The sequence below is a fragment of the Streptomyces sp. PA03-1a genome (assembly GCF_033792805.1).
In the GTDB taxonomy this organism is placed as follows: Bacteria; Actinomycetota; Actinomycetes; order Streptomycetales; family Streptomycetaceae; genus Actinacidiphila.
On sequence record NZ_JARAVO010000002.1, the window covers coordinates 71,058 to 92,316 of the forward strand.

The window sequence follows — 21,259 nt, forward strand, 5'->3', positions numbered from 1 at the left end:
GCGCCGGCCGGCCGCCGGTCTGCCGGTGTCGCCGTCGCCGTCTCCGGGGGAGGCACCTTCACGTTCGGAGGGATTCACCGGGCCGCAGGTACCCGTACCCGTGGTCGGTCTGTTCCGCGAGCCAGCCGTTGACGCTGCCGAGTCCCCGCTCGTTGATCTGGCCGTCGTGGATCCCGAAGGCCCGGCGCGGTGCGACCGCGTTGACGAAGTCGATCGCCTCGGTCGTCTTCAGCCAGGAGGCCTGGAGCGGAACCATGAGCGTCTCGATCGGCTGCCCGGGCACGTGCAGGGCGTCACCGGGGTGGTAGACGGCGTCGTCGATGACGTAACCGAGGTTGGCGCAGGCGGGCCGGTCCGCGTGGACGGGCGCGTGACGGCCGCCGACCGCGCGCACGCGGAAACCCGCGGCGGTGAACTCCGAACCGGGGGTGACGCGGATCGCCTCCAGCCGCGGGACGTCCGCGTCGGCGGGAACGTGGACCGGTACGCCGAGCCCGGCCAGGCGCAGGACGTCGACGTGGTCGATGTGCTCGTGCGTCACGAGTACGGCGTCCGCCCCGGTCAGCGCGGCCGGCTCGCTCCACGTCCCGGGGTCGACGACGAGCACGCGCCCCTCGTGCTCGATGCGCACGCAGGCGTGGGTGTACTTGGTGATCCGCATGGCCCGAACGTAGCGGAGCCCGGACGGCCGTGTGGTTGGATCGCACCGCACCGCATCCGCGCACCCGCCGGGAGGGCACGATGGGGACCCGCGCCGTTCTCTTCGCCTTGGACGAAACCGACTCCGCACGCATTCTGGCCTGCGAGGAACACGACGCGCTGGCCGCGGTCGTCGAGGAGATCGAGGAGCGCTGGGGCAGCGACCACCTGTGCGAACTCGACTCGTCCTGGGACGCGTTGCACCGGTGCTTCACGGACGGTGACCTGAGCTTCGACAACGGCGAGTTCCCCCTGTCGCACGTCATCCTCGGCGGGGTACCGCTCCACGAAGAGGACGACTACATCGTCTGCCACGTCACCGCGGACCAGGTTCCCGAGGTCGCGGCGGCCCTGGAGCCGCTGGACGCCGTATGGCTGCGCGAGCGCTTCGCCACGCTCACCTTCGAGGCCTACCAGGGCACCGGCGATGCGGAGGACCTGGCCTACACCGAGGCGTTCCTGCCCGGGCTGAAGGACTTCTACCGGGCGGCGGGACGGGCGGGCCGTGCCGTGATCTTCACCGTCGACCAGTAGGCGTCGAGGAGCGGGCGGGGCCGGCTGGGCGACCGGTGCGTCAGACCCCCTCGGCCAGGCGCCGCGCGGCGGTCCGCGCGCCGTCGGTGCGGACGGTGCCGGCGACGGACCGGGCCCGGTCGGCCACCTCCGGGGCGAGGGCGGCGCGGAGCGCCGTGCGCAGCCGGTCCGCTGCGGGGGCGCCGGCGGGATGGGCGCTGCCGATGCCGAGCCGGGCGACGCGGCCGGCGAAGTAGAACTGGTCGAACATCTGCGGGAGGACGACCTGCGGTGTCCCCGCGGCCGTCGCCGCGGTGGTCGTGCCGGCGCCGCCGTGGTGCAGCACCGCGGCGACGCGCGGGAAGAGCGCCCGCTGGTTCACCTCGCCGATCGTCAGGCAGTCGGGACCGTCGTCCACGGGCGCCAGATCGGCCCAGCCCCGGGACACGACGACGCGTCGTCCGAGCGCGCGGGCGGTGCCGATCACCGTGCCGGCGACGCCGTCCGGTGCGCGCACGCTGCCGAAGCCGCAGTAGACGGGTGGCTCCCCGGAGTCCAGGAACGCCTCCACCTCGGGGGACAGCGGCCGGTCGTCCGGGAGCAGCCAGGCGCCCGTCTGGAGCACGTCGAGTGATGCGGACGGCTGGGGCCAGGGGGCCAGCACCGGGTCCGCTGCGAGCCACGGGGAGGAGGTGAAGATGTGGGCGCGCACGTCCTCGGCCGGCGGCAGTCCGGCGGCGGCGCGGCGGGCGTTGAGGGGGCCGGCCCACAGGGCGTTCCAGCGTGCGGCGTCCTCGGCCCAGAGTGCGCGGTGGTCGGCGTTCCCGGCCGCGGGTCGCTGCCCGAGCATGCCGAAGACGGGCGGTGCGTGCCGCTCGGAGGGCAAGGTGATGGGGGCGAACGCCGCGTACACGTAGCCGATGCCCCGCTGTTCGGCCACCGAGCGGGCGGCGACGGCCAGGGCCCCGCCCGCCACGACTGCGTCGCAGCCCTCGGCGGCCGCGCCCACGGCCTCGAACTGCGCGGCGACCGTGCCCTCGATCATCAGGCGCCGTTGCTCCGGGGTCGGAATGGTTCCGGCACTCTGCTTCGCGGTACCGCGCAGTGCGGGTCCGACGGGCACGTACGTGATTCCCAGGGACCCGGCCCACTCACGGAAATCGGGAGGCGCGCACACCACCGCCTCATGCCCCATGGCCTTCAATTCGACCGCCAGCGCGACCAGCGGCTGCACTTCGCCGCGTGTCCCGATCGTGGACAACAGAAAACGCATCTCGCTCCCGTCCTGCGCCATTCCCCGGCGCGTGAGGAGCGATTTTCGCCCCCTATGGGGGCCTTGCGGCAAGGCCCCCCGTGCGCTATACGGTGGAAATGCGGGAAGGGGACGCCGGGCGTGCCGGATTTCATCGAGTCCGCCCGCACGGCGGATTGCGCCGCACCCTCCCGGCGACCTCGGAACCCATCGCGACCGCGTGCCGCGCGATCCCCGCCTGAAACGTTCTCATCTCACGCCCCGCACCCGCCGCGGAGGTCCGGCGCAGGCCGTCGGCACGCCCGCTCCTGACGGCCGTGCAGGCCTCCCCCATCACACCCGTCGAGGTTCGCGCCCGCCGGGATCTTGCCCCCAACCGGGACCTCGCTGTAGCCTCCGCGAAGATTGAAACGGTTCAATGTACGGTTCGATCAGCAGCGCGGTGCATCTCGGCACTGATCACTCCGGGATGAAAGGCACCTCCACCTCTCACTCCGGGGAGCTACGGAACCATGCACGACGACAGCAACCGCCCCGAGGCCGGCGGGGTTTCCCGTCGCAGCCTCCTCATCGCCACCGCCGTCGCGGGAACCGCGGCGGCGCTGGCCCCCGCACTGCCCGCTGCCGCCGCCGAGGCGCGGACCGGGACCGGGACCGCGGACGCGGGCGGCGCGGCGGGCGCGTTCGCCGAGCCGGGGAGCGCGGTGCGGCCGAAGTTCCGCTGGTGGTGGCCGGACGGGCTGGTGGACCCCGACGAGATCAGACGCGAGGTCGACCAGATCGCCGACGCCGGGTTCGGCGGCGCCGAGATCGCCGCCGTCCACCACAGCGTGAAGGACACCTCCGTCCTGGACACCGAGCACCACGGCTGGGGCAGCCCCGCCTGGGTCGCCGGCGTCCATGCGGCCTTGGACCAGGCCCGCCGACGGGGCGTCACCATCGACCTCACCATCGGCCCCAGCTGGCCCGCGGCCGTCCCCGGGATCACCCCCGACAGCGACGCCGCGGTGCAGGAACTCGCCCTCGGCGCCGTCACCGTGGCCGCCGGGACGGCCTACTCGGGCCCCGTGCCGGCCCCCGCCGCGGCCCCCGCGTCCGGGGTCACCCGTCAGCGGCTGCTCGGCCTGCTGGCCACCCGGATCGCCCCCGAGAACGCCACCCGCAAGGAGACCGGCCTGGACCGCGCGAGCGTCCAGGACCTCACCGCGCACGTCGCCGACGGCGCTGTGGACTGGACCGCGCCCGGCGGGGGCGACTGGGTGCTCACCGCCTTCTGGCAGCGCGGCACCGGGCAGACCCCCGAGGGCGGTCCGCACACCTCGCCCACCGCGTACGTCGTGGACCACTTCAGCGCGGCCGGCACCGCCGCCGTCACCGGCTTCTGGGAACGGAACCTGCTCACCAAGGAGATCAGGGGCCTCCTCAAGAGCGCCGGCGGCGTCCTGTTCGAGGACTCCCTGGAGATCGAGACCAAGGCGCTGCCCTGGACCCCCGGGCTGCCCGCCGCCTTCGAGAAGCGCAACGGCTACCCGCTGCTGCCCGTCCTGCCCGTCATCGCGATGAGCGGCGGCAACCAGGTCTACGCCTACGACGCCGTCGCGACCCGCCAGATACGGCACGACTTCTGGGACACCGTCAGCGACCTGTACAACACCCACCACCTCACGGCGCTGCGCGACTGGGCGCACTCGCTGGGCCTGGGGATGCGCGCGCAGCCGTACGGCCTGCAGACCGACGCCATCCGGTCCGCCGCGCTGCTGGACATCCCCGAGGGCGAGTCGCTGGGCTTCAAGAACCTCGACGACTACCGCTGCCTGGCCGGCGGCCGGGACATGGCGGGCCACACGGTGCTGTCCTGCGAGGCCGGCGCCTACACCGGCTCCGCGTACAGCACCACGTGGGAGAAGTTCCTGCGCACCATGGGCGGCGCGTACGCGGCCGGCGTCAACCAGACCGTCGTGCACGGCTTCTCGTACGCCACGCTGCCCGGGGTGAAGTGGCCCGGCTACGCGGCCTTCACCCCCTACAACGGCACCGTCGGCTACGGCGAGTCCTGGGGCCCGCGGCACCCGACCTGGCGGCACGTCACCGACGTGTCCGGGTACCTGTCCCGGGTGCACCACGCCATGCAGCGCGGCACCTCCCGGATCGACGTCGCCGTCTTCCGGCAGACCGGCTACACCGCGACGGGGATCGGTGCGTCCTGGTTCACCTCGACGGGCGTGCCGCTCGGCTGGACCCACCAGTTCCTCAGCGGGCCCCTGCTGGACCTGCCGTCGGCGAAGGTCCGCGACGGCCGGCTGGCCCCCGACGGCCCCGCCTACCGGGCGCTGTTCGTCGAGGGCGACTTCTTCTCCGGCTCCGCGGTCACCCTCACCCTCGCGGACGCGCGCCACCTGCTGCGCCTGACACGGGCCGGGCTGCCGGTCGTCCTGCTCGGCGACTGGACGACGGTCACGACGCCCGGCGTGGAGGACGACTCGATCCTGACGCAACTCCGCGCTCTCGTCGCCGAGTTGCTGGCACAGCCGCGGGTCCGGCAGGTCACCGACAAGACGGCGGTGGGCCAGGCCCTCACGGACCTCGGTCTGGTGCCCGACGTGAGCTACGCCGTGCCCTCGACGCTGCTCACGATGCACCGCTTCGACGAGGGCGTCGACTGGTTCTACCTCGTCAACGGCAAGCACGCCGAGACCGTGAAGCCCCCCGTCGCCGCGATCGACCACGCCGTCACGGTCCGCCGCACCCGCTCGGGCGCGGTGCCGTACCTGCTGGACCCGTGGACGGGCGAGGCCCGGCCGCTGGCCCTGTACGCGCAGGACGGCGACCTGTTCACCTTCCGGGTGGCGCTGCAGCCGGCCGAGTCGATGGTCGTGGCCTTCGCACCGCCGGGCCGGTTCCACGGCAAGCCCGGCCGTACCCACGCCGTCACCACGGACGCGGACGACGTGCGTTTCGACGACGGCCGGCTCGTCCTGCGCGCCCGCGCGGCCGGCACCTACACCACGGCGCTGTCGCGCGGGGGTTCGGTCGGCACCGTGGTCGGGGAGGTGCCCGCGCCCCGGGAGCTCACCTCCTGGACCCTGGACGCGGAGGACTGGCGTCCCGGCGTGGACCCTGACCGCACCACCGTCGTCCGGCACCGGATCGCCCTCGACGCCCTGGCGCCGTGGAACGCCATCCCGGAGCTCACGGACGCCGTCGGCATCGGCCGCTACCGCGCCACCGTCGAACTCGACCGGTCCTGGAGCGGCGGCCTCGGCGCCCTGCTCGACCTCGGCGAGGTCACCGACACCTTCCGGGTCAGCGTCAACGGGCGGCCGGCACCGGTCACCAGCCACATCAACCCCGTGGTGGACCTCGGTGGGCTGCTCCGCCGCGGCAGCAACACGATCGAGGTCGAGGTGGCCACGCCGCTGCTCAACCGGCTGCGCGTCAGCGACCCGTCCGTATACGGCGGTGCCGCCTCGCAGCGCACCGGGCTCGTCGGGCCGGTGCGGCTGGTCCCGTACGCCCAGGCCGTGGTGGGCCGGGACTGACGGGTCCCGGTCCCGTCCCCGGGGTTCCCTGCCGGCCGGCGCACGACCGGCGGGGCCCCCGGGCACCTGGTTCAATGGCCGCGGAGGTGAGGGACCATGGTGTCCACCGACCGGCTGCTCGCGTTCGCGGCGATGTCCCTGCTCGTCATCGTCATCCCCGGGCCCAGCGTGCTCTTCGTCATCGGCCGCGCCCTGGCGCACGGTCGCCGCACCGCTCCCGCGTCGGTGCTGGGCAACTTCATCGGCTCGTACCTTCTGGTGGTGGCCGTGGCGTTCGGCCTGGGCTCGCTGATCGAGCGGTCCCTGACGCTCTACCTGGTGGTGAAACTGGCCGGGGCCGCCTACCTCGTCTTCCTCGGCGTGAAGGCGTTCCGGCACCGCCGGGAGCTCACGGTCGGCGCGATGGGCGGCGGCCCGGAGCGGCCCGTCCGCGGCGACCTGCGGACCGTCGCGGACGGCCTCGCGGTCGGGGTCACCAACCCCAAGGGCATCGTCTTCTTCGCCGCCGTTCTCCCCCAGTTCGTGGACCACTCCGCCGGGTCGCTGCCCGCGCAGATGCTGCTCCTCGGCCTCGTCCCCATCGGCATCGGCCTCGTCAGCGACACCCTGTGGGGCCTGACCGCCTCCGCCGCCCGCGTCTGGCTGGGCCGCTCCGACCGCCGCCTGTCCGCGATCGGCGGCGCCGGCGGGCTGGCGATGATCGGCCTCGGCGTGACGGTGGCCGCGACAGGGCGCGCGGACTGACGGGCCGGTGCCCGGCCCGTTCAGATGTGAGCCCTGATCTGCCGGACGGGGTGGCCGAGCGCTTCACCGACGGCGGCCAGTTCGTCGTCGCCGAACCAGTCACGGCGGGGGTTCCACACGGCGATCTCGAAGCGCGCGAACCCGCACGGCCAGTCGTAGTGCAGTTCGTCCAGCACCGTGGCACCCCCGCAGCACGGGACGTCGACCGACAGCGTCACGAAGCCCTCGTCCCGGTGCGCGTCCAACACGGCCGACCACCAGGCGGTGTCGACGGGGCCACCGCACAACGGGCAGCCGATGGCGACCAGATTGCCGCCGCACTCGACCGGCGTGATGGTGTCGTACCGACTGACCTCGATCTCGATGTCCGCACCGTCGGGATCCCCGGGTTCCAGCGAGGCGACGAGGGCGGCGGCACGCTCTGCCGCGTCACGGTCGGGCTGCCATCGGGGGTCGGTCGGTATGACCGACAGGACGTCGTCGCTCACGGCTGTCGCTGCCTGCTTCCGGGCTCACGGGATCCGGTGGGGGAACGCGTGAACGCTATCGGCCGCCCCTGACACAACCACGTTGCCCCGGTCCGGCGCCGTGGACCAGAATCCGCCCCATGACCTCCGCAATGCGCCACATCACGATCGACTGCGCCGACGCCCACCGTCTGGCGAGCTTCTGGTCCCTCGTCCTGAACCGTCCGCTCCACGAGGACGACAAGCCCGGTGACGAGGAGGCGCTGATCGAGGTCGACGGCGGCCCCGGCATCCTCTTCGTGACCGTTCCTGACCCCAAGACCGTCAAGAACCGCGTGCACCTGGACGTCCAGCCGCAGGACCGCACCCGGGACGAGGAGGTCGAGCGCCTCCTCCTGCTCGGCGCGACGCAGGTCGACGACCGGCGCCGCCCCGACGGCACGGGCTGGGTGGTGCTCGCCGACCCGGAGGGCAACGAGTTCTGCGTGGAGCGCAGCGCGGTGGAACGCGCGGGCTGAGCCGGCCGGCGTTTCGGCCATCACCGCCTCGCGCGGAGTGCCGGTGCGCCAAGGGTCGGTGTACGGCACGAACGCCGTGCCCCCGACGTGACAACGCCCCCATGACGGCTGAAAGCGGCCCGGTCGTCGGGCCCCTCCTGTTCGTTGGACCCGGTGGAACGGCCATTGCCCGGCCCGCCCGTCACCCACGCGACAGGAGTGTTCCGTTGGCCTACACGAGCCGGACAGCATGGGACGAGCACTACACCGCGGGGCGGGATTTCCGTGGGCTCACCGCAACGGAACGCGACCTGCTCGCCGAGCACGTTCCGGCCGTGAGCGGGTCGCGCGCGCTGGACGTGGGCTGCGGCACCGGGGAGCTGACCCTGCACCTGGCGGGGCTCGGGTACGCGGTGGACGGCGTCGACTTCACAGAGAGCGCCCTGGAGCGGGCCGCACAGCGTGCGTACGCCTCGGACGGCGTGCGGTGGTTGTGCGGCGACGTCGAGCGCGAGGTCCCCGCCGAGCTGGACGAAGCCGGCTACGACCTCATCACGCTGCGCCTGGTGGTCGCGTTCCTCCGTGATCGTTCCCGCGTACTGCGCCGTCTCGCCGCCCGCCTCCGCACCGGGGGTGCCCTCGTGGTGATCACGCCCCTGGCCGCGAACACCCCGGAGGAGCGGAGGAGCATCGCCCTGGACGAGGACGAGATCGGCGTCCTCGTCGAGGGGTGGGCCTCGGTGGACCGCTTCGACGCCGAGGGGCTCGCCGTGCTCGTGCTGCGCGATCCGCGCCCGGTGTTCACGGCGGTGGAGAAGGCGGGCGAACCGGACGCGGCAGCGGTCGCCGGTGCATGCGTGGTCGTCACGGACGGCTGCGGCCGCGTGCTCCTGGGGCGTTCCGCCGAGGGCATGTGGGAACTGCCCGGCGGCCGCGTCGAACCGGGCGAGACCTTCCCGGAGACCGCGGTACGGGAACTGGCCGAGGAGACCGGCCTGTCCTGCGGGACGCAGGACGTCCATCTGGTGGCGATCCTCCACGACGACCGCGGCCGCGTCCGCCGCCTCTCCGCCGTCGTTCGGGCCGTCTCCTGGTCCGGCGAACCCACCGTGCGCGAGCCGGACCGCTTCCTGCGGTGGGAGTGGCACGAGCTGCACGCCCTCGCCGCGCTCGGGCCTGTCTTCGCGCCGTCCGCACAGGCCCTCGCCACCGTATGGCCCGGCGTCGTGCCGGACCAGCCGTCCACGACGACCTATGAGACGGCCGGCCGGCAACCCCCGGTCGAGGGCGAACCGGCACCGGCGGCGCGGTTGCGCGAGCGCATGGCCGACGACGTGGTCCGTGGGGGCTGGGCCCCCTCGCCCGCGGTCCAGGAGGCCCTCCGGTCCGTGCCGCGGCACAGGTACGTCCCCGAGAGCCCGCCTGCCACCGCGTACGACCACGATCTCGCCGTCGTCACCCGGCGCACGGCGAGCGGGGAGTCCGTCAGCTCCGTCTCCGCGCCGTGGCTGCAGGCCGACATGCTCGAGAAGATGCGTCTGGAGCCGGGCATGACGGTGTTCGAGGCCGGATCCGCGGGGTACAACGCGGAACTCATCGCCCACGTCGTCGGTCCGGCAGGAAGGGTCGTCACGGTCGACGTCGACCCGTACGTGGTCCGTCGCACCAGGCGCCTCACCGCGGAGGCAGGGAGCGGCCGCGTCACCGTCGTACTCGGCGACGGCGGGCACGGGGCGCCGGGTCACGTCCCGCGGGGCGGTTTCGACGCGAGTGTGATCACCTACCGGACCTGGGACGTCTCCCCCGAGTGGGTCCGTCAGCTCGCCGACGGGCGGTACCTCGTCCTGCCTCTGGAGATCCACGGCTACACCCGCGCCATCGCCCTCCAGAAGGAGGGTGAGGTGCTGCGCTCCCGCGGATGGACGTACTGCGGATTCGTCCGCGACCGCGGGGCCGCGGCACGGACCCTTCCGGTGGTCGACCTTGCCGGCGCCGGGCTGCAGCTGCGCTTCGGGGACGGCACCGTGCCGGACACGGCCGGCGTCGGGGAGACGCTGCGCGGCGGGCGTCATGAGTTGAGGACCGGCGTCACCGTCGCGGCCGAGGAGTCCCTGGAGACGCTTGAGCTGTTCGCGGCCACCACGTTGCCCGGCTTCTGCCGCCTGGTGCGGGGCGGTTCACGGGGTCCAGGGCGCGTGGCCCTTCCCAGGAGCGGGGACGCCGCCGCCGTGGTGGCGGATGGCTCCCTCGCCCATCTCACCCACGCCGAGGTCCCGGGCGGGCCCCTGTCGGCCGAGCGCCTGGTCGTGTGCGTGCGCGCCTGGGACCGGCACGTCCGCGGCACGGGGTATCCGGCCCTGTCCGTCCACCCCGCGGGCACCCCGGACCACGAACTCCCGGCGGGACACGTGATCGACAAGGTCTTCACCCGCCTGGTCCTCCGGTGGCCGGGCGCCGCCGCGGATGCCTGATCCGGCCCCTCACCCCGCCACGGCCGCCCGCGCGAAGTGGTCGTGGTCGTCGAGGACTTCGGTGATGACGTGCCGGTTGACCTCGGCGCGGGCCGGGTCGGTGGTGAGGGTGTCGGCGAGCACGAGCAGTGACTTCCACAGGGCCCAGCCGCGGGCGCGGGCCCAGGTGGCGGGGTCCTGGCGGACCGTGCGGCGGAACGCCTCGCGACCGGAGCCGGAGAACATGGTCCAGGCGATGACCAGGTCGCAGGCGGGGTCGCCGACGCCGGAGGTGCCGAAGTCGATGACGGCGGCGAGTTCGCCGCCGCGGACGAGGAGGTTGCCGGAGGCGATGTCGCCGTGGAACCAGACGGGTCGGCCGTGCCACTCGGCGGCGAGGGCGGCGTCCCAGACGGCGCGGGCGCGGGCGGTGTCGACGTGGCCGTCGAGGAGGGCCAGGCAGCGGCGGGTTTCCTGGTCGTAGTGGGCGGGCGACGCGCCCCGGTACCAGCTGTGCGGGCCGGCGGACGGGCCGCCGGTGGGGTCGTAGCCCTGGAGCGCGAGGAGGAACTCGCCGAGGTCCACGGCGAACCGGGTGAGGTCGGCGATGCGTTCGGGCGCGGCGGTCTCGCCGGGCAGCCAGCCGCGTACGGACCAGGGGAAGGGGTAGCCCTCGCCCGGGGCGCCCATGCCGAGGACGGACGGGACGGCGACGGGGAGCGAGGGCGCGAGCCGGGGCAGCCACTCGTTCTCCTTGGCCACCGCGGGGACGTAGCCTTCGGCGGTGGGCAGACGGACCGTCATGGCGTGCCCGAGGCGGTAGGTGCGGTTGTCCCAGCCGTCGGCCTCCACCGGGGTGACGGGCAGGTGGCCCCATTGCGGGAACTGCGCCGCGAGCAGGCGCTTGACCAGTGACGCGTCGATTCCGGCGCGGCCGTCGGGCGGGGTCGTGATCATCCCGCGATGATCACCCGTCGTGTCCGCCCGCGGCAACGGGTTATCGGGGACGTGGGGCGCCGGCGGGCCGGGAGGGGGGTGGCCCGGCCCGCCGGCGGAGCGGAGTGTGGTCCGCTACGGGGTGATGGTCCAGTTCTCGATGTAGCCGGTGTCGAGCGCGACGGCGTCGCGGACGCGGAGCTTCCAGGTGCCGTCGATCGTCTCGGCGGAGGCGTCGACCGTGAAGGTCTGGTCGACGTTGTCGGCGGACCCGCCGGTCTGGTTGAGCAGCGGGTAGGTGCGGCCGCTGGGCCCGACCAGGTCGACGACGAGGTCGCCGCGCCAGGTGTGGACGATCTTCACGTGGACCTGGGTGACGGCGGAGGCGTGGCCGCCGCGGCCCGTCACGGTGATCGGCGACTCGACGGCGGCCCCGGCGTCGGGGATGTCGACGCGGGTGCTGTTGCCGTAGACGTAGGCGACCGTCCAGGTGAACGCGGTGGAGGCGGTGTCGCCGGTGCTGTCGGTGACGGTGACCGTGACCTCGTGGGTGCCGGTGGAGTCCGGGGTGCCGGAGATCAGGCCGGTGTCCCGGTCGATGCCCACGCCGTCGGGCAGCCCGGTGGCCTCGTACTCCAGGGTGGCGCCGGCGTTGCTGGTGGTCGCCTCGACCTGCAGGGAGACCGTCTGGCCGACGCCGCTGATCTGGTCGCCGGGCGGGATCAGGTCGATGCCGTCGACGATGCGGCGGCCGACGTTGACGGCCGCCCAGGTGTTGGCGACGGTGATGTACGTCGGGCTGTAGGCGCCGAAGAGGTCGGCCGCGGCCTGGAGGGTCGCGGTGCGGGCTCCGGCGTAGTCGGTGGTCGAGGTCATGTACGTGGTCAGTGCCCGGTACCAGATCGCGGCGGCGTTGGCGGCTCCGATGCCGGGGACCGGGACGCCGTCGTAGGTGGGGCTGTCGTAGGCCACGCCGTTGACGGTCTTCGGGCCGCTGCCCTCGGCGAGCAGGTAGAAGAAGTGGTTGGCCGGGCCCGACGAGTAGTGGACGTCGACGCCGCCGAGCGAGGACGACCAGTAGTCGCGCGAGTCGCCGTCCTTGGAGGGCTTGTCCATGTAGCGCAGCGGGGTGCCGTCGCCGTTGATGTCGATCTCTTCGCCGATGAGGTAGTCGGGGGTGTCGGCGGCGAGGTCCGCGTGGAACTCGACCATGGTGCCGAAGATGTCGGAGGTGGCCTCGTTCAGGCCGCCGGACTCACCGCTGTAGTTGAGGTCGGCGGTGGCGCTGGTGACGCCGTGGCTCATCTCGTGCCCGGCCACGTCGATGGCGGTGAGGGGGTGGGTGTTTTCCGAGCCGTCGCCGTAGGTCATGCAGCGGCAGGTGTCACTCCAGTAGGCGTTGACGTAGTTGCTGCCGTAGTGGCTGCGGCTGTAGCGCCCGTCGCCGTCGTTGTAGATGCCGTTGCGGCCGAAGGTGTCCTGGTAGTAGTCCCAGGTGGCGCCGGCGCCGAAGTGGGCGTCCACGCCCGCGGACTGGCGGTTGGCGACGGTGCCATCGCCCCAGACGTCGTCGGCGTCGGTGAAGAGGGTGCCGGTGCCGGAGGAGGTCGTGTTGTTCAGGTCGGTGGTGTAGTGGCCGCCCCGGGTGCCGTCGCGGAGCTCGTAGGCACCGCCGGCCTCGGTGGTGCCGAGGGGGACGGTGCCGACGAAGGCGCCGGTGCCGGTGCCGGTCTTGACGCCTTCGGAGCGGGAGAGCTCCTTGCCCGTGCGGGCGTCGGTGACGACGTGCAGTTCGCTGGGGGTGCCGTCGGCCTGGGTGGCGGTGACGACGGTCTCCCAGGCCAGTGCCGGCCTGCCGGTCGCGGCCCAGACGACGAGCCGCGGCTCCCCGGCCGCGCGGGGCTTTCCGGTCCGTGGCGCGGCGGCGAGGGCCTTCTTCCCGGCGGTGGCCGCCGGGACCGCGGGCCGTATGCCGGGCACGGACAGCGTCGTGTCGGTGGCGCGGTCCTGGGTCAGCCGGTTGCCGTCGCGGTGGACGACGAGGTCGCCGCCGAGCACGGGGAGTCCGGCGTAGGTGCGTTCGTACCGCGTGTGCACGGTGCCGTCGGCGTCCTTGGCGACGTCCTTGACGACGAGTCTTTCCTGCTGCCCGAGGCGCAGCGCCTTGGCGGTCGCGGGCGCCGCGGAGCCGGCCTCGCGGATCAGCGTGGCGCGGGCGGACGGGGACAGGCGCGCGGGGAACGCGCCGGTGTGGGGGGATGCGACGATCGTCGTGCTGCCCCGTCCCTGGCCTGTGGCGAGCGCCGGGCCTGAGGGAAGGGCCGCGCCGAGCAGTGCGGCGGCGGCGGTCAGGGCGACGGCGGTCGCCCTGGCGTGACGGGGCAGGGTGCGTAAGTGGGACAAGGAGTTCTCCTCCTGCGGCGGTCGGCTGACGGTGGCCGTGCGGACCCGCCGGCGGGGTGGGCCGGGCGGGGCGGAGCTCGCAGTGCGGGATGGCGCCGTCCGTGTGCGGGTGTGGACACAGCGTGACATCGGGATCACATCATTGTCATGGCGGCAACAAATCTTGTCCGAAATCGATCAGCGTTCCGCCCGCTCCCCGGACAGCGGCGGGCGCGCGCCCCGGCGGCGGGCCGGTGGCCACCGGCCCGCCGCGGACGGGATGCCCCTCAGGTCGCCGTGGCGGCCGCCGCCGCACGCCCGGCCTGACGGCCGGAGAAGAGGCAGCCGCCGAGGAACGTGCCCTCCAGGGAGCGGTAACCGTGGACGCCGCCACCGCCGAAACCGGCGACCTCACCGGCGGCGTACAAGCCCGGCACCGGCTCCCCCGCCGCGTCCAGGACCCGGCCGGACAGGTCGGTCTGCAGACCCCCGAGCGTCTTGCGGGTGAGGATGTTCAGCCGTACCGCGATCAGCGGTCCCGCGGCCGGGTCCGTGATCTTGTGGCCGTGGCGGTACGGCTGAGGAAGTCGCCCGGGTACGCCAGGGCGTTGCGGATCCCCATCACCTGGGCGTCCTTGGTGTACGGGTTGTCGATCTCGCGGTCGCGGGCGTCGATCTGCCGCTTGAGGTCGGCCAGGTCGATGAGGTCCTGCCCGGTCAGCCTGTTCATCCCGGCGACGAGCCCGGACAGGGAGGAGGAGACCACGAAGTCGACGCCGTTCTTCTTGAACCGCTCGATGGGCTCCGGGGTCTGCCACAGGCGGGAGAGGGTGAGGGGGATGTCCTTGTTGGTGAGGTCCGGGTTCTGCTCCGAGCCGGAGAGGGCGAACTCCTTCGCCAGGATCTTCTGCGTGGTCACGAACCAGGAGTAGTCGTACCCGGTGCCCGTGATCGTCCTGATCGTGCCGAGGGTGTCGTACCCGGGCAGGTCCGGGGCGGAGAACCGCCTGCCGGTGGCGTCCAGCCACAGCGAGGAGGGACCGGGGAGGATGCGGATGCCGTGCTTGGCCCAGATCGGGGCGTAGTTCTGCAGACCTTCGGTGTAGTGCCACATGCGGTCCGGGTTGACGATCCGCCCGCCGGCCCGCTCGGTGATGGCGAGCATCCGGCCGTCCACGTGCTCGGGCACCCCGGAGATCATGTTCTTCGGCGGTGCGCCGAGCCGGGCCGGCCAATTCTGGCGCACCAGGTCGTGATTGGCGCCGATGCCGCCCGAGGTCACGATCACGACCGGGGCGCGCAGCTCGAAGTCGCCGACGACGGTGCGCGAACTGCGGGTGCCGCGAGGGGCGTTGCTCGGTTCCAGGACGGCTCCGCGGACCCCGGTGACGACGCCGGCGGTGCGCACGACCTCGTCGACGCGGTGCCGGAACCTGAAGCTCACCAGCCCCCTGGCGACCGCGGCGCGTACGCGCTTCTCGAAGGGCTCGACGACGGCCGGGCCGGTCCCCCAGGTACGCCTCGGCGGCCGCCGGGCTCGCAACGGTGCGCCGCGCCATCGGTCCGGTCGGCAACTTCCGCACGTGGGGACGGGTTTGACGATCCCAAACCCGTACGGTCGCGCTGCGGACGTGGGAAAGATCACCTCGCACGCCCTGCCCCCGTCCCCGGGTTTGGGGCCAGGATGCGACCGCCCCCACCGGGGCAGTCCGAACCGTCGTCGGGCCGACCCCGGCCCCACGGAACAGCCAGGGGATCCCTTGAGACCATCACCCAGACGCTGGGGCGTGCTCGCCGCCACCGGCGCCGCCCTCCTGTCGATGGCGCAACCCGCCGCCCTGTCCGCCGCCCAGGCGGCCCAGGCCGCCTCGCCCGGGAGCGCCGGCTCCGACGCCCCGGCCGCGCGGGGCAACGTGCCCGCGGGCGTCCACACGGTTACCCTGATCACGGGTGACATCGTTATCACCCGGCAGTCCGGTACCGCCGGAGGCACCGTCGAGGTGCGCGGCGCGGGCGGGTCCCAGAGCCGCGCGCACATCATGGAGTCCCGCGGGGACCTTTACGTCTATCCGGAATCCGCCCTCCCCTACGTGGCGGCGGGCACCCTGGACCGGCGCCTGTTCAACATCAGCAAGCTCGTCGCGGACGGCTACGACGACGCGCACCTCGACCAGCTGCCGCTCATCGTCTCCTACGGCACCGCCGCCGGCCTGCGCTCCACGACGCCGCGCGGTGCCACCCGGGTCAGGGACCTCAGCAGCGTCCAGGGTGCCGCCCTCACCGAGGACAGGGACCGGTCCGCCGACTTCTGGCAGGCCGTCACCTCCGCGCCCGGTGCCGGATCGCACGCCGCCAAAACCACCTCCGGCGACACCCCCGCCTTCGGCTCCGGCATCGCCCGCATCTGGCTCGACGGCAAGGTCGAGGCCGATCTCGCCGACACCACCGCCCAGATCGGCGCCCCGCAGGCGTGGTCGGCCGGCGACACCGGCAAGGGTGTCGACGTCGCCGTCCTCGACACCGGTGTCGACACCGGGCACCCGGACCTGTCCGGCCGGATCGCCGCCACCCGGACCTTCGTCCCGGACGAGGACGTGACGGACCGCAACGGGCACGGCACCCATGTCGCGTCCACCATCGCCGGCACCGGGGCCGCCTCGGGCGGCCAGGAGAGGGGCGTCGCCCCCGGCGCGGACCTCCACCTGGGCAAGGTGCTGGCCGACTCGGGCTCCGGCCAGGACTCCTGGGTGCTGGCCGGTATGGAATGGGCCGCGGTGGACCAGGACGCGGACGTCGTGAGCATGAGCCTGGGCTCCGACACCCCGTCCGACGGCACGGACCCCCTCAGTGCGGCGGTCGACCGCCTGAGCGCGCAGACCGGAGCGCTGTTCGTCATCGCCGCGGGCAACATGGGTACGCCCGGCAGTATCGGCGGGCCGGGAGCGGCGGACGCCGCCCTGACGGTGGGAGCCGTCGACTCCTCCGACGACGTCGCCTGGTTCTCCAGCCAGGGTCCGCGCGTCGGCGACGGCGGTCTCAAGCCGGAGATCACCGCGCCCGGCGTCGACGTCCTGGCGGCCCGCTCGCAGTACGCGCCGGAGGGTGAGGGCAGCTACCAGACGCTCAGCGGCACCTCCATGGCCACCCCGCACGTCGCGGGCGCCGCGGCCCTGCTCGCGGCCGCGCGCCCGGGGCTCACCGGCTCCCAGCTGAAGGACCTGCTGGTGAGCAGCTCGAAGCAGACCCCGCAGTACGACGCGTTCCAGGCGGGCAGCGGGCGGGTGGACGTGCCCTCGGCGCTCGGCGCCGAGGTATTCGCCTCGGCGACCGCGTTCACCGGCCAGGCCGAGGCCGGTGGCGGTGCCGCCGCGGTCGCACGCCCGGTCACGTACACCAACACCGGGGGTTCCCCGGTGACGCTCGCCCTGTCCGTCCAGGCCCCGAACGCCCCCGCGGGGCTGTTCGCGCTGTCCGCGTCCCGGGTCGTCGTGCCGGCGCACGGCACCGCCGAGGTCACCGTCACCATCAACGGTTCGAAGGGGACCGGAAACGGCCGCTGGTCAGGTCAGGTCGTCGCGGCCGACACGGCGGGGAGGACGGTCACCCACACGGCGGTGTCGCTGGGCGACGCCGCCCACAGGCTGACGATGGTCCTCAAGGACGGCGCGGGCAAGCCCATGTCCGGGGTCGTCGAGGTGCTGCGCTCCGGCGACTTCGACCCGGCGTTCTACCTCGTCGACCAGACCGGGCGGCTGGAGACCTGGCTCCCGGACGACGTCTACTCCGTACTGTCCTTCAAGGACGTGCGCGGCGTGCACGGTCCCCACTCGATGGGCATGGCACTGCTCGGCGACCCCGAGGTCGTCATGGACCGCGACCGCACGGTGACGCTGGACGCGACGAAGCTCCAGCGGGTCGACATGACGACACCACAGCCGACCGAGGTGACCTACCAGCGCCTGGAGTACAACCGCGCGATGGGCGGCGGCAGCTGGCGCGACTACATGGAGACCCAGACCAGCTACGACAGCCTCTGGGCCCAGCCCACCACGCACGAGATCACCCACGGCGACTTCCACCTCGGCGCCCGCTGGCGCAAGGAGCAGCCGGCGCTGTCCGTCACCGCCGGGAACGACGCGTTCACCGACGTCCTGCGGCAGGAGGACGTCACCGCGCTCGCCCAGGGCCACTACGCGTTCCCCCTGGTGGCCGCCGGTGACGGCGCGAGCGCGGACTACGCCGGGCTCGACGCGCGCGGCAAGGCGGTGGTCGTGCGCCGGGGCGGCACCGTGGGCGACGCCGAACAGGCCGCTGCGGCGGTCGCGGCGGGCGCCAGGCTCCTGCTCGTCGTGAACGACCAGCCGGGACGCCAGCTGCGGAGCTACACCGACGACCCCTTCACGCCCGCCCGGATCGACGTGGCGCTGCTGAGCACCGACGAGGGCGAACGGCTCCTGCGCCGCGCGTCGGCACGGGGCGCCGTGCTGAAGGTGGGCTCGCAGCCGGTCAGCCCGTACGTCTACGACCTCATGTGGACGTGGCACAACGAGATCCCCGGCCACCTCGTCGTCAAGGGCGGCACGAAGAACCTGGCCCGGGTCGACGTCACCTTCGACAGCCCCGACCCGGCCCAGGGCGGCGGCGAGTTCCGCTTCGACTGGCCCGTGTACTCCAACTGGGGCATCGGCCTGACGATGCGGGAGCCGGTGAACTCGCGGCGGGTCGACTGGGTCTCCACCGGACCGGGCTACTCCTGGGGCCAGGAGGCCTACGTCGACGGTCTGCTGTACGAGGTCGAACCGCGCACCACGTACCGGGCGGGCAGCCGGCACAGCCAGGAGTGGTTCAAGCCCGTCGAGCGGCCGTACCTCAACGACAACTACAAGCTGCCCACCCGCAGCGGCAGTTGGCTGGCCTTCGACATCCCCGCATGGGGTGGCGCGGACCACGTCGGCATGTCGATGGACTACCAGCGCACACGGCAGACGCTCACGCTCTACCAGGGCGGCACGCGCCTGGGCCAGAGCACGACCAACACCAGCATGGGGGGCACCGCCCCCGGTACGGGCCGGCTGCCCTACCGCCTGGTGCTGGACGCGAGCCGTGACGCCTCGGTGAGCCCCTACTCCGCCACCACGCACACCGAGTGGGAGTTCACGTCCAAGGCCCCGGCGGGCGACGACGCGGCGGTGCTGCCACTGCCTCAGATCGACTACGGCATCGCCACCGACGCGGACGGCAGGGCCGCCCGGAACGACGCGCTGTCCGTCACGGCCGCCCACCTCCCGGGCGCCGTCGGCGCGGGCTCCCTCTCGGACGTCTCCCTCGAGGTGTCCTACGACGACGGGCGTACCTGGCGGAAGACCGCCTGCGGGCACGACGGCCGCTTCAAGCTGTCGGCCCCGAAGCAGGCCCGGTTCGTCTCGCTCCGGGCGCGTGCGCACGACTCCGCGGGCAACGCGGTCACCCAGACCGTGATCCGGGCCTTCGGCCTCCGCTGACGCGGGGCGCCGGATCCCATCGGTGCGGGCGGGCCTCCTCACGGCCCGCCCGCACCGCCGTGCACGGGGCCGGATCGGAAGACGCCAGGACCCCGCGGGCGACGGCCCGCGGGGTCCCGGCGTGGAGGGGGCTCAGGCGGCGACGCCGGCACCGGCCTGGGAGAGCTGCTCGATGACCTGGGTCAGACCCTCGACGACCTCGGAGTCGTCCGCCGGGTGCGTCTGCGCGAAGCGGGTCACGGACCCGGGGATGGAGAGCTTGGCGTCCGTGAGGACGGAGGCGCCGGCGATGCCGGCCGCCTTGCGGGCCTCGTCCTGGGCCCACACGCCGCCGTACTGGCCGTAAGCGGTGCCGACCACGGCGACCGGCTTGCCGGACAGGGCACCGGCACCGTGCGGGCGGGACAGCCAGTCGATGGCGTTCTTGAGGACGGCCGGGATGGTGCCGTTGTACTCGGGCGAGAACAGCAGGAACGCGTCGACGGCGCCGGCGGTGGCGCGCAGACGGGCGGCGGCCTCGGGCACCGCGCCCTCGACGTCGAGGTCCTCGTTGTAGAAGGGGACCTCCGCCAGACCCTCGTAGAGCGTGATCTCGACGCCCTCGGGCGCGTGCTTGACGGCGGCCTCGGCGAGCTGGCGGTTGTGCGAACCGGCGCGGAGGCTGCCGACGAGGGCGAGGATGCGGACGGACATGGGCGAACTCCCTGCTAGGAACTGAAAGCGGACCGTGGTCCGGTTACATGTTGTACCAGTCAAACGGACCGCGGTCCACTTCTATTCCCACCGCTACGCTGTGGCCATGACCGAGCCGCACCGCGCCGTCCTCCCCGTGCGCGACGCCTCCGCCGGACCTGCCGGCCTCACCCTCACACCGGCGGGCGAGCCACCACGGCTGCGCGCCGACGCCGCACGGAACCGCAGGCGCCTGCTGGAGGTGGCGGCCGAACTCGCCGCCGAGCACGGAGCGGCGAACGTGACCATGGAGGCCGTCGCCGCCGCGGCCGAGGTCGGCAAAGGGACGGTCTTCCGGCGTTTCGGCGACCGCACGGGGCTGATGCTCGCGCTGATCGACCACATCGAGCAGCAGATCCAGGCGGCCTTCCTCACCGGTCCGCCGCCCCTGGGACCGGACGCCCCGCCGCTGGAGCGGCTGCGCGCCTTCGGTCCCGCCGTGATGCGCCACGAGCACGCCCATCGCGACCTGTACCTCGCCGCGCGCCGGGAGCAGAGCCGCCGCTTCAACCCGTCGTACCAGCTCAGGCTCACGCACCTGACCCTGCTGCTCCGGCAGGCGGGCGCCCCCGGCGACGTCGAACTGACCGGGCACACGCTGCAGGCCTACCTCGACACCGTGCTCGTGGAGTACCTGCTCACGGCCCGGGGCATGCCCATCGAGCGGCTGGACGCCGGCTGGCACGACCTCGTCGACCGCCTCGGCACACCGCGGTAGCGCCGTCGCCGGACGTCAGCCGGGCCGCGGTGCGACGCCCGGGCCGGTCGGCCCCGTCGAGCCGCCGTCGGCTCCGCGCGGACGTCCGGCCCGCCGCCGTGACGGCGGGCCGGTGAGCGGTCAGGGATTGCAGCCGGGACCGGTGGCCGGGTTGACGCAGGCGTCGGTGCCGGGTCCGCCGTTGTTGGTGTTGGTGCCGGGACCGCCGGAGAGGGCGTCGTTGCCGGCGTCACCGAAGAGGGCGTCGTCGCCGTCACCGCCGGTCAGGGCGTCGTTTCCGTCACCGCCTTCGATGCGGTCGTTGCCGGCCCCGCCGGTCAGCGTGTCGTTGCCGGCCACGCCGCAGATCAGGTCGTCACCGCCGCGGCCGTCCACGACGTCGTTGCCGCCCAGGGCGAAGATCACGTCGTTGCCGGGGGTGCCGAAGATGACGTTGGCACTGTTGGTCCCGGTGATGGTCGGGGTGACGGTGGCGCACGTCGCCGCGGAGACCGTCAACGTGAAGGCCTGCTGCGCCGTTTGCGCGGGGGCCGTCTCGGAGGCGGTCACCGTGAAGGTGAACGCCCCGGCGGTGGTGGGGGTCCCGGCGATCTGCCCCGTGCCGGGGTTCAGGGTGAGGCCCGGAGGCAGCGAGCCCGAGGTCACCGGAACGGGGCGTCCACGGATCACGGTCCCGAGATCGGCCGCCATGAACCGTGCCACGTCGACAAGGAGTTCGTGGCACGCGTCGACGGCGTTCGCCACCGTGCCCTTCGCGGCGACGGCGGCCGGGGTTCTCACCCTGTCGCGATCCCGACAGCGGGCGGAAAGACGCCGCTGTTCCACTCTC

General features: G+C 73.3%; 14 protein-coding genes and 1 pseudogene. 7 read left to right on the forward strand and 8 right to left on the reverse strand.

The window, feature by feature from the left end; translation table 11 throughout:
* Nucleotides 1-58 precede the first annotated feature (58 nt).
* Nucleotides 59-661: an MBL fold metallo-hydrolase gene (locus PV341_RS00990; protein ID WP_500356352.1), complete on the reverse strand. Its 603-nt coding sequence runs from the start codon at nt 659-661 to the stop codon at nt 59-61.
* Nucleotides 662-741: 80 nt separating this feature from the next.
* On the opposite strand from PV341_RS00990, the gene PV341_RS00995 reads away from it, so the two are divergent.
* The gene (locus PV341_RS00995) at nt 742-1,233 is read left to right on the forward strand and encodes a YfbM family protein (protein ID WP_500356353.1); all 492 of its coding nucleotides are present in this window, start codon (nt 742-744) and stop codon (nt 1,231-1,233) included.
* 40 nt (nt 1,234-1,273) lie between these two features.
* Here the strand turns inward: PV341_RS00995 and PV341_RS01000 are convergent, their stop codons facing one another.
* Nucleotides 1,274-2,485, reverse strand: a complete 1,212-nt coding sequence (locus PV341_RS01000) for a glycosyltransferase (protein ID WP_500356355.1) — start codon at nt 2,483-2,485, stop codon at nt 1,274-1,276.
* 491 nt (nt 2,486-2,976) lie between these two features.
* Between PV341_RS01000 and PV341_RS01005 the strand changes: the two genes are divergently transcribed.
* On the forward strand, nt 2,977-6,003 hold the full coding sequence (locus PV341_RS01005; protein WP_500356357.1) for a glycosyl hydrolase: 3,027 nt from the start codon (nt 2,977-2,979) through the stop codon (nt 6,001-6,003).
* 96 nt (nt 6,004-6,099) lie between these two features.
* Nucleotides 6,100-6,747 carry a LysE family translocator gene (locus tag PV341_RS01010; protein ID WP_500356358.1) on the forward strand — a complete coding sequence of 216 codons (648 nt, stop codon included), beginning with the start codon at nt 6,100-6,102 and terminating at the stop codon, nt 6,745-6,747.
* A 20-nt stretch (nt 6,748-6,767) separates the two neighbouring features.
* Here PV341_RS01010 and PV341_RS01015 read toward each other — a convergent pair whose 3' ends face one another.
* Nucleotides 6,768-7,235, reverse strand: coding sequence for a hypothetical protein (locus PV341_RS01015; RefSeq protein ID WP_500356360.1), 468 nt, complete (start codon nt 7,233-7,235; stop codon nt 6,768-6,770).
* Nucleotides 7,236-7,354: 119 nt separating this feature from the next.
* Here PV341_RS01015 and PV341_RS01020 point away from each other — a divergent pair, with 119 nt between their 5' ends.
* Complete coding sequence (locus PV341_RS01020; RefSeq protein WP_500356362.1) at nt 7,355-7,732, forward strand: VOC family protein; 378 nt, start codon at nt 7,355-7,357, stop codon at nt 7,730-7,732.
* A gap of 206 nt (nt 7,733-7,938) precedes the next feature.
* Nucleotides 7,939-10,182, forward strand: coding sequence for a methyltransferase, FxLD system (gene fxlM / locus PV341_RS01025; RefSeq protein WP_500356363.1), 2,244 nt, complete (start codon nt 7,939-7,941; stop codon nt 10,180-10,182).
* Between the two features lie 9 nt (nt 10,183-10,191).
* On the opposite strand, the gene PV341_RS01030 is transcribed toward fxlM, so the two are convergent.
* The 3 genes and pseudogenes from PV341_RS01030 to PV341_RS01040 all read right to left on the reverse strand — a co-directional run bounded on the left by PV341_RS01030 (nt 10,192) and on the right by PV341_RS01040 (nt 15,280).
* The gene (locus PV341_RS01030) at nt 10,192-11,118 is read right to left on the reverse strand and encodes an aminoglycoside phosphotransferase family protein (RefSeq protein WP_500356365.1); all 927 of its coding nucleotides are present in this window, start codon (nt 11,116-11,118) and stop codon (nt 10,192-10,194) included.
* Between the two features lie 114 nt (nt 11,119-11,232).
* Complete coding sequence (locus tag PV341_RS01035; protein WP_500356366.1) at nt 11,233-13,500, reverse strand: M4 family metallopeptidase; 2,268 nt, start codon at nt 13,498-13,500, stop codon at nt 11,233-11,235.
* Nucleotides 13,501-13,766: 266 nt separating this feature from the next.
* Nucleotides 13,767-15,280 (reverse strand): annotated as a pseudogene (locus PV341_RS01040) (FAD-binding dehydrogenase).
* On the opposite strand from PV341_RS01040, the gene PV341_RS01045 reads away from it, so the two are divergent.
* Nucleotides 15,240-18,980: a S8 family serine peptidase gene (locus tag PV341_RS01045; protein WP_500356368.1), complete on the forward strand. Its 3,741-nt coding sequence runs from the start codon at nt 15,240-15,242 to the stop codon at nt 18,978-18,980. The pseudogene PV341_RS01040 and the gene PV341_RS01045 sit on opposite strands and share 41 nt — an antisense overlap.
* 132 nt (nt 18,981-19,112) lie before the next feature.
* On the opposite strand, the gene PV341_RS01050 is transcribed toward PV341_RS01045, so the two are convergent.
* Nucleotides 19,113-19,673 carry an NAD(P)H-dependent oxidoreductase gene (locus tag PV341_RS01050; protein WP_500324587.1) on the reverse strand — a complete coding sequence of 187 codons (561 nt, stop codon included), beginning with the start codon at nt 19,671-19,673 and terminating at the stop codon, nt 19,113-19,115.
* A 106-nt stretch (nt 19,674-19,779) separates the two neighbouring features.
* Here PV341_RS01050 and PV341_RS01055 point away from each other — a divergent pair, with 106 nt between their 5' ends.
* Nucleotides 19,780-20,430 (forward strand): TetR/AcrR family transcriptional regulator, encoded by a 651-nt coding sequence (locus PV341_RS01055; RefSeq protein WP_499515799.1) that lies wholly within the window; start codon nt 19,780-19,782, stop codon nt 20,428-20,430.
* 120 nt (nt 20,431-20,550) lie between these two features.
* Here the strand turns inward: PV341_RS01055 and PV341_RS01060 are convergent, their stop codons facing one another.
* Nucleotides 20,551-21,210 carry a calcium-binding protein gene (locus PV341_RS01060; RefSeq protein ID WP_500324585.1) on the reverse strand — a complete coding sequence of 220 codons (660 nt, stop codon included), beginning with the start codon at nt 21,208-21,210 and terminating at the stop codon, nt 20,551-20,553.
* Between the last annotated feature and the right edge of the window lie 49 nt (nt 21,211-21,259).

What these genes read in the sequence shown, in the direction of transcription:
- PV341_RS00990 (WP_500356352.1), bottom strand. Translation starts at nt 661, where the DNA reads ATGCGGATCACCAAGTACACCCACGCCTGCGTGCGCATCGAGCACGAG.
- PV341_RS00995 (WP_500356353.1), top strand. Translation starts at nt 742, where the DNA reads ATGGGGACCCGCGCCGTTCTCTTCGCCTTGGACGAAACCGACTCCGCA.
- PV341_RS01000 (WP_500356355.1), bottom strand. Translation starts at nt 2,485, where the DNA reads ATGCGTTTTCTGTTGTCCACGATCGGGACACGCGGCGAAGTGCAGCCG.
- PV341_RS01005 (WP_500356357.1), top strand. Translation starts at nt 2,977, where the DNA reads ATGCACGACGACAGCAACCGCCCCGAGGCCGGCGGGGTTTCCCGTCGC.
- PV341_RS01010 (WP_500356358.1), top strand. Translation starts at nt 6,100, where the DNA reads ATGGTGTCCACCGACCGGCTGCTCGCGTTCGCGGCGATGTCCCTGCTC.
- PV341_RS01020 (WP_500356362.1), top strand. Translation starts at nt 7,355, where the DNA reads ATGACCTCCGCAATGCGCCACATCACGATCGACTGCGCCGACGCCCAC.
- PV341_RS01030 (WP_500356365.1), bottom strand. Translation starts at nt 11,118, where the DNA reads ATGATCACGACCCCGCCCGACGGCCGCGCCGGAATCGACGCGTCACTG.
- PV341_RS01050 (WP_500324587.1), bottom strand. Translation starts at nt 19,673, where the DNA reads ATGTCCGTCCGCATCCTCGCCCTCGTCGGCAGCCTCCGCGCCGGTTCG.
- PV341_RS01055 (WP_499515799.1), top strand. Translation starts at nt 19,780, where the DNA reads ATGACCGAGCCGCACCGCGCCGTCCTCCCCGTGCGCGACGCCTCCGCC.